The organism is Thiohalomonas denitrificans (assembly GCF_016841685.1).
Classification (GTDB): domain Bacteria; phylum Pseudomonadota; class Gammaproteobacteria; order Thiohalomonadales; family Thiohalomonadaceae; genus Thiohalomonas; species Thiohalomonas denitrificans_A.
Genome location: NZ_JAENYR010000113.1, coordinates 1 through 8,272, shown reverse-complemented (window position 1 = coordinate 8,272; position 8,272 = coordinate 1). Strand labels below are relative to the sequence as shown.

Annotated in this window: 9 protein-coding genes; 7 read left to right on the top strand and 2 right to left on the bottom strand. The window is 59.1% G+C overall.

Features of this window, described 5'->3' with window-relative positions; genetic code table 11:
* Positions 1–148: 148 nt before the first annotated feature.
* Both hisH and hisB read right to left on the bottom strand, forming a co-directional pair.
* Positions 149–796, bottom strand: a complete 648-nt coding sequence (gene hisH / locus Q7L05_RS16210) for an imidazole glycerol phosphate synthase subunit HisH (RefSeq protein WP_303909152.1) — start codon at positions 794–796, stop codon at positions 149–151.
* Between the two features lie 127 nt (positions 797–923).
* Positions 924–1,517 (bottom strand): imidazoleglycerol-phosphate dehydratase HisB, encoded by a 594-nt coding sequence (gene hisB, locus Q7L05_RS16205; RefSeq protein ID WP_303909150.1) that lies wholly within the window; start codon positions 1,515–1,517, stop codon positions 924–926.
* Positions 1,518–2,320: 803 nt separating this feature from the next.
* Here hisB and ccoN point away from each other — a divergent pair.
* The 7 genes from ccoN (at position 2,321) to Q7L05_RS16170 (ending at position 8,071) form a co-directional block, all read left to right on the top strand.
* Positions 2,321–3,748 (top strand): cytochrome-c oxidase, cbb3-type subunit I, encoded by a 1,428-nt coding sequence (gene ccoN, locus Q7L05_RS16200; RefSeq protein ID WP_303909148.1) that lies wholly within the window; start codon positions 2,321–2,323, stop codon positions 3,746–3,748.
* A 20-nt stretch (positions 3,749–3,768) separates the two neighbouring features.
* Complete coding sequence (ccoO, locus tag Q7L05_RS16195; RefSeq protein WP_303909146.1) at positions 3,769–4,482, top strand: cytochrome-c oxidase, cbb3-type subunit II; 714 nt, start codon at positions 3,769–3,771, stop codon at positions 4,480–4,482.
* A complete protein-coding gene (locus Q7L05_RS16190; RefSeq protein ID WP_303909144.1) occupies positions 4,475–4,678 on the top strand; it encodes a cbb3-type cytochrome c oxidase subunit 3 in 204 nt (67 codons plus the stop codon). Before ccoO ends, Q7L05_RS16190 begins: the two co-directional genes overlap by 8 nt.
* On the top strand, positions 4,675–5,520 hold the full coding sequence (gene ccoP, locus Q7L05_RS16185) for a cytochrome-c oxidase, cbb3-type subunit III (protein WP_303909142.1): 846 nt from the start codon (positions 4,675–4,677) through the stop codon (positions 5,518–5,520). The genes Q7L05_RS16190 and ccoP overlap by 4 nt, the downstream gene beginning before the upstream one ends.
* A 75-nt stretch (positions 5,521–5,595) precedes the next feature.
* On the top strand, positions 5,596–5,724 hold the full coding sequence (locus Q7L05_RS16180) for a hypothetical protein (RefSeq protein WP_303909140.1): 129 nt from the start codon (positions 5,596–5,598) through the stop codon (positions 5,722–5,724).
* Positions 5,725–6,111: 387 nt separating this feature from the next.
* Positions 6,112–7,530 (top strand): cytochrome c oxidase accessory protein CcoG, encoded by a 1,419-nt coding sequence (gene ccoG / locus Q7L05_RS16175; RefSeq protein WP_303909137.1) that lies wholly within the window; start codon positions 6,112–6,114, stop codon positions 7,528–7,530.
* Positions 7,531–7,543: 13 nt separating this feature from the next.
* Positions 7,544–8,071, top strand: coding sequence for a FixH family protein (locus tag Q7L05_RS16170; protein WP_303909134.1), 528 nt, complete (start codon positions 7,544–7,546; stop codon positions 8,069–8,071).
* Positions 8,072–8,272: the final 201 nt, after the last annotated feature.

The window sequence follows — 8,272 nt, the reverse complement described above, 5'->3', positions numbered from 1 at the left end:
GGGTACGGCTCGCAATGACGGCTAACAGTTCGTCATTGATTCGGGGCCGCGCAGCAGCGGGTACGGCTCGTAATGACAGCGGGGGCGAGTTCTTCATGAGCCTTTCGCAACTGCCGCTGCTCCTACAGGAACAGGCGATTGCCGGGGTTCAGGCAGCACCGTCCCATCTCAGGAAGTTTGCGTATAACTGGAGTCCGGCATGCTGGCTCTTTTCCGGATGGAACTGGACGGCGAAGACATTGTCGCGGCTTATTGCCGCCGTAAAGGTGCGGCCGTGGCTCGCGGTGGCAACAGTCAGCTCCGGGATGGCCGGCTCGACGTAGTAGCTATGCACGAAGTAGAAGCGCTCGTCTTGACCGATGCCCTCCCACAGCGGGTGTTCACGCTCCTGATGAACCCGGTTCCACCCCATGTGGGGGACTTTGAGACGTGCGCCGGTGTTCGGGTCGGTCAGATCGTTGCCGAACCACTCGACACGGCCGGGGAATATACCCAGGCAGGGCGTGCCGCCGTTTTCAGCGCTCTCGTCCATCAGGGCCTGCATGCCCACGCAGACGCCGAGCAGCGGCTTGCTGCGGATCACCTCGCGCACCACCTCATCGATACCAAGACGGCGAATCTCCGCCATGCAGTCCCGAATCGCCCCGACCCCGGGGAGGACCACCCGATCGGCCTTCAGAATGACCTCGGCATCCGGCGTCACCACCACACGGTCGGCGGCTCCGGTGTGCTCCAGCGCCTTGGCGACCGAGTGCAGGTTGCCCATACCGTAATCGATGACAGCAACAGTGTTCATTATTGGAATCCGATAAGTTCCTTCACTGCAAAGGCGCGAGCCCGGCTATTCGACAGCGGAAAGAGCCGTTCGGGCCAAAAAAGCGAGCTATGCTTTGCACTCTTTGTGCCTTTGCGGTGATTTCAGTCTAAAGACTGCCCTTTGTCGACGGCATCATGCCCGCCATGCGCGGATCGGGCTCGAGCGCCATGCGCAGTGCCCGTCCGAACGCCTTGAAGATGGTTTCGGCAATGTGGTGGGCGTTATCACCGCGCAGGCAGTCGATGTGCAGCGTAACCCCGGCGTTGTTGACAAAGCCCCGAAAGAACTCGCCGAACAGTTGGGTATCGAAATCGCCGATGCGCTCCCGGGGGAAATCCACATTCAGTACCAGGCCGGGACGGCCCGAGAAGTCGACCACCACGCGGGAGAGGGCTTCGTCCAGGGGTACATAGGCGTGACCGTAGCGGCGAAGCCCTTTTTTGTCGCTCACCGCTTCGGCAAATGCCTGACCCAGGGTAATACCGATATCCTCGACCGTATGGTGGGCATCGATGTGCAGATCGCCCTGGGCGTTGATGCTCAAGTCGATGAGACCATGGCGCGCTATCTGATCCAGCATGTGCTCGAGGAAAGGCACGCCGGTCTCGAAATGCCCCTCTCCGCGGCCATCCAGTTCAACGGCGACCTCGATTTGGGTTTCCAGCGTCTCCCGACGGACACTACCCCGACGCTCGGCCATGCGAAATCCTCCAGCCACTGGCGAGAAAACGCATAGCATACCCGTAACCCCGCAGGTATAAAACTGGAATTGCCGCGGTCGGGAGCCGGCCAGCGTGCAGCACGCCGGTGATCCCTTGCCCGTGCGTAAACCGGCCGGGATGGGTTTATGCTGTCTCTGACCCGCCGCTGGTGGTGGAAAAGGTCCGCTTCCGGACGACTGCGTGATGAACCAGGAGCCTGTGCGAGAACATCGTTTTTGTAGGTTGGGGTGAGTTATGCGAACCCCAACGCTGATTTTGTTGGGCTTCGTTCCTCAGCGCCAACCTGCATTTTGGAGCCCGTTGCTATTCTCGGACAGGCTCCTGGAGTGTGGCGGGCTCGAAACCGGGTTCATAAAGGCTAACCTTAGTATTGACAGGGGAATAGGGGCGTGGCACATTAATTGACAATTATCAAGTTCATGGTATCGTAGCAGCCACTAAAATTCGGCCACGGTCTGCAGAACTCGGGGGTTTTCTGTGAACCGTCGTCAGGCGCCACTCAGCGCAGGCGTGAAAGCCATGTTTTCAGGCGGTCTCCCGATCGCAGGAACACCTGACCGAACGAGCGTTGTACTTCCCAGTCCCTCCGGCGCCTTACTGTAGGCATTGACGAAATTCAGCCCCCCATCGCAGTCCGTCCGAGGAGGTCAGGCGTGGATCAGAGCAATGCGGCCAAATACTACCCCAGGGCCTACGAGCCTCAACAAACCCAAAGCGCCATCCCGCTGTGGGATGCCTCAGGGCACCTGTCGGTTTCGGTGATAACTAAAGGAGACTACTCGTGGAAGCACAAGTAGAGCAGAAATATGACTTCGAGGTCGTCAGGTGGTTCACCATCATGTCGGTCGTCTACTTGGTCGTAGGCACGCTGTTGGGTGTGTACATCGCATCGGAACTGGCTTGGCCCTTCCTCAATTTCGATACGGCCGAGCTTTCGTTTGGCCGCCTGCGTCCGCTGCATACCAACGCCGTGGTCTTCGCTTTTGGCGGCTGTGCCCTGATGGCTACCGGTTTTTATACCGTCCAGCGCACCGGCGGAACCTCGCTGTTCAGTAATGCCCTGGCCTGGTTCACCTTCTGGGGCTGGAACCTGATCATCCTTCTTGCTGTCATCACTCTGCCGCTGGGTATGACCCAGGCCAAGGAGTACGCCGAGCTGGAGTGGCCGGTCGATATCCTGATTGCGGTCGTCTGGCTGGCTTTCGGTCTGAATTTCTTCATGACTGTGGCCAAACGCAAGACCAGTCACATCTACGTGTCGAACTGGTTCTTCATGGGCATGATCGTCATGATCACCTACCTGCACGTGGTCAACTCGCTGGCCATTCCCGTGAGCCTGACCCAGTCCTATTCGGTCTTCTCGGGCGTACAGGACGCCATGATTCAGTGGTGGTGGGGCCATAATGCGGTGGGCTTCTACCTGACTGCCGGCTTCCTCGGGATCATGTACTATTTCGTACCCAAGCAGGCGGGTCGCCCAATCTTCTCCTACCGTCTATCCGTGATCCACTTCTGGGCGCTGATGTTCGGCTACGTCTGGCTTGGTGCACACCACCTCCAGTACACCGCACTGCCGGACTGGACCGGCTCGCTCGGTGCCGCCGTTTCCCTGGCCATGATTATCCCCTCCTGGGGTGGTGCCATAAACGGCATGATGACCCTGTCAGGTGCCTGGGACAAGCTGCGCAACGATTACATCCTCCGCTTCCTCATCATGTCGCTGGCCTTCTATGCGATGTCCACCTTTGAGGGTCCGGTCATGTCCGCCAAGACCGTCAATGCCCTGTCGCACTACACCGACTGGACCGTCGGTCATGTGCACTCCGGCGCCCTGGGTTGGGTCGCCATGGTCGCCGCAGGCGCCCTCTACCACATGATCGAGAAGCTGTGGAATACCCGCATGTACTCTCCCGCTCTCGTGAATCTGCACTTCTGGCTGGCCACTATCGGCGCGGTGGTTTACATCACCGCCATGTGGGTTTCCGGCATCATGCAGGGCCTGATGTGGCGTGACTACGACGAGTTCGGCACCCTCACCTACACCTTCGCCGAGTCCGTCGCCGCCATGCATCCGTACTACGCCATGCGCGCTGTCGGCGGGATGATCTTCTGGTCCGGCGGCGCCGTGATGCTTTACAACATGGTGATGACCATCCGCCAGGCTATGGCCGAGCGGGTTACCGCCGCCAACGCTGCCGCTACCGCCTAAGCGAGAGGAGTACATCGACAATGGCTGACAAAATTTACTCGACAAAGCTGCAGGACAGGATTGAGCGGAACGTCTTCCTGATGTTCATCTTCCTCATCGTGCTGCTCTCGGTGGGCGGTCTCGTCGAGATTGTTCCGCTGTTTTTCCTGAAAGACACCATGGAGCACAACAAGCATCCGGAGATCGTCTGGGAGCGTTCGGCCGACGCAAGCCTCGACGACTGGCAGGCCGGTGATGGTGTGCGTCCCTACAAGCCGCTGGAGCTGGCCGGCCGCGATGTCTATCTCCGGGAAGGCTGCTACACCTGCCACTCGCAGATGATTCGTCCATTCCGTGACGAGAACGAGCGCTACGGCCACTACTCCCTGGCCTCCGAATCCATGTATGACCACCCCTTCCAGTGGGGCTCCAAGCGCACCGGGCCGGACCTGGCCCGCGTGGGTGGCAAGTACTCGGATGAATGGCATGTTCGACATCTGCGTAACCCGCGTTCGGTCGTGCCGGAGTCGGTGATGCCGAACTATCCGTGGCTCGAAGAGAACCGGGTGGACGGGGCCCACGTTGGCAGGGCGATGCGCGCCATGCAGAGAGTCGGCGTGCCCTACACCGAGGGCGACGTCCTCAGTGCCGCTGCCGAGGTGCAAGGGGCTAGCGAACTGGATGCGGTGGTCGCTTACCTGCAGTCTCTCGGAACTCACGTGAAGTTCGAAGAGGGCGTGGATTACCGTGAGTAAGCTCGAGGAATACTTCCACACCGAATGGGCGGCGCTGACCGTCCACGACTGGGTTGGCCTGATTATCACCGTCGTCGTGTTTTTCCTGATGGTGGGGCTCTATGTGTGGGTATTTCACCCGAAGAACAAGGAAACATTCGAGTCTCGAAGGCATATTCCGCTGGAGAACGATTTCGATTCGGAGGATAAGAAATGAGCGACCAAAAGAACCCCTACGGTCCCGGCACGACGGGGCACGTGTGGGATGAAAACCTCGCGGAGGCGACCAATCCGCCGCCCAAATGGTGGATGATCGGACTGCATGCGTCGTGGATATTGGTGCTTCTCTACACGCTCGTTTACCCGTCATGGCCGTGGTTTGGCGGTGCTTTCAAGGGTGTAATGGGGTGGACGTCCATCGGCGAGTACAAGCAGGATCTCGCCGCTATCAACGAGGTGCGCGGCAAGTATGAAAATCAGCTGCCCGGCAAGTCGGCGGCAGCGATCCTTGCCGACAGTGAATTGAACGAATACGTCCAGCGTTCCGCCAAGGTGCTGTTCGGTGAAAACTGCGCCGCCTGCCACGGTTCCGGCGGTGCCGGCAATCCGGGTTTTCCGGTGCTCGCCGATGACGAGTGGCTCTATGGCGGGGAGATCGACAAAATCACGCAGTCGATCACTGCCGGCCGCCAGGGCATGATGCCCGCCAGGGGCGGGGCCTCCCTGACCGAGGCCGAGGTCGATGAGCTGGCCCGCGCGGTGGCCGCAACGGATCCGACCTCGTCGCCGCTCTTCACCGGCAAGGGCACCTGCTTTGCCTGTCACGGCCAGGATGGCAAAGGTACCCCGGCCATGGGCGCCCCGGACCTGACCGATCGGATCTGGCGCTTCGGCAACGGCAGCTTCGAAGAAGTCAAGTACACCATCCTGCATGGCGTCAACGACTCCAACGATGCGAACAGCCGTAATGCCGAAATGCCCTCTTGGCAGCAGCGCCTCAGCGAAACCGAGATCAAGAAGCTGGCAGTCTATGTGCACCAGTTCGGTGGTGGTCGGTAACCGGCGTATCCAATGGTGGGCGCGAGGCGCGCCAAGGCGGGTCCGCGCCCACCCAATGTGAGCAGGGGGTGATGTATGGACGCAGTGGCATTCGGCTCTATTCTTGCGGTGGTGGTTTCGCTCGTGATCCCGATCGTTCTGGTGATTCGGGTCCTCAAGCTGATCAACCGCACCCACTCGGAAGATGAAGGGCAAAAGCAGTAACGGGCTTGGGGGCCTGTCCGAGAATAGCAATGGGCTCCAAAACGTAGGTTGGCGCTGAGGAACGAAGCCCGACAAAATCAGCGTTGGGGTTCGCATAACTCACCCCAACCTACAAAAACGATGTTCCCGGACAGGCTCCTAGCCTGTCCAAAATACCGAAAACATGAGGGGAGCTCGTTGCAGGCTCCCCTCCGTTTATTAGAGCATGCTAATATGCAATGGAATCCGGTAAATATCCGACTGTCTAAATCTGCGGCAGCAATCAAGAGTTTACTGTCTAGCGTTTACTGTTGGACATTATTGTAAACATTACGTCTTTTAGGCCGTATTTCGTACTCCCAGGCAGAACCTTCGTATTCGAGTACAAGCGGTCAACCGGGAGGAATCGTGAGCGAGAAGCTAGCCGAACAGAGCGTGAGAATCGAAGACCTCTACGACGACCTCGATAAATGGCACGTCAACACCGGCGGTGAGACCATCCATGCCAAGCGCATGCCTGGTCGGTTTCGGCAGCTGAAATGGTTGACGGCTTCCACATGGCTGCTGTTCTTCCTGGGTCCCTACCTTCGCTACGACGGGCGTCAGGCTATCCTGTTCGATATCCCGGACCGGAAGTTCTACATCTTCGACATCACCATCATGCCTCAGGACATCTGGATGCTGTCGCTGACGCTGCTGTTTTTTGCCATTCTGCTGGCGGTGATAACGTCGGTCGCCGGGCGGGTATTCTGCGGCTACTTCTGTTTCCAGACCGTCTGGACCGATGTCTATACGTGGATCGAGGAGAAGCTCGAGGGTGCCCCGCACAAGCGGCGCAAGATCGACAGCGCACCGATGAGCTTCGAGAAGCTGAAGCTCAAAGTGCCCAAGCATGCGGCGTGGTTGGCGATCGCCATGCTCACCGGCGTTTCCTTCGCTGCCTGGTTCACCGATGCCTACGAACTCTGGGAGGCGTATGTCACCCTGAGTGCGTCGAAAGCAGCCTGGATTGTGCTGGCGCTGTTCACCGGCGGCACCTATCTCTTTGCCGGATTCATGCGCGAACAGGTCTGCTTCTGGCTCTGTCCTTACGCCCGCATCCAGGGTGTCATGTACGACACCGAGACGATTCTGCCCGCATACGACCGTCACCGCGGCGAGCCGCGGGGAAAGCTGAGAAAAGGCAACACAGTCGAAGGGCAGGGAGACTGTATCGACTGTAATCAGTGCGTGGCGGTTTGCCCCACGGGGGTCGATATCCGCGAGGGCCAACACGAAGGCTGCATCACCTGTGCGCTGTGCATCGATGCCTGTGATGCCGTGATGGAGAAAATCAACAAGCCCAAGGGGCTGATCCGCTACGCCTCCTGGGATGAACTGGAAGGCAAACCAGTCCCAAAACTGTTAAAGCGTCCACGCGTGCTGGTTTACCTCGCCATCATCACCGCGGCCGCGATCGGCATCGTTTACGGTGTGACGCATCTTGGTACGTTCGGACTTTCGGTGGTTCACGAGCGCTCTCCACTGTTCGTGCTACAGAGTGACGGCTCCATTCAGAACAAGTACGACCTCAAGATCCTCAACAAATCGGACGTTGATCATCCGGTCCGGCTCACCGCCAGGGGCCCTGAGGGGCTGGCCCTCAGAACGCCTGCGCAGCCGCTTACTGCCAAGTCGGGCAGAGTCAGCAGCTTCACTATATTTGTGCGCGTGCCGCGCCGGCAGTTGGATGCCGAGATGCAGCCGCTTATCTTCGAAATCCAGTCTGTCGATGACGATGGGGCGAACGCGGAGTACGAAAGTATGTTTGTAGGACCGCGTCAATAAGGGAAACACTGAAATGACCGTCGAAGCAAAGCGTCTCTTTTCGCAATCGAACAAACAGGGATGGCGTAATCCCTGGGTTATCGGCTGGATCTCATTGCTGCTGATCGTGCTGGGCGTCAATGTCGGCATGGTGAGCCTGGCCGTTATCACCAATCCCGGTCTGGTCGATAAAGACTTTTACGAAAGCGGTCAGGCGATGGAGCAGGAATACCGCAAGCGCCAGGCCGCACAGAGTGCCCTCGGATGGGACCTGGAGTTCGACCTGCCGAAGACGAGCGTGGCGGGTCGGCCCGATGTCTATCGGCTGAGCCTCTTCGACAAGCAGGGACGGCCGATCCGTGGCGCCGAAGTTCGATTGACGGCCTATCGCCCTTCCGACGAAAGTGCCGACTTCGATGTGGCCCTGAAAGAGGCCGGAGCGGGCCACTACGATGGCTATCTGGCATTGCCCCTGAAGGGTATTTGGGACCTGAGAATACATGTGAGCCGCGGGGAAGACCGCTGGGACCTCACGCGGCGTGTTTCGGCCGAGGCCTCCTGAATTCCTCGACCACTACAGAGGTCACGGAGAATGCATGCAGACCCACGTGTTTCCGTTTCTGTGACCTCAGTGGTCAACCGGACCCTTTCAGACGCGCGCTCGCATCGCGAGCCCCACCCGTCGCTCCGCTGCTCCGAATCAGTGATGAACCTTTAGCCGTCATTGCGAGGAGCCACAGCGACGCGGCAATCTGGGGTTTGG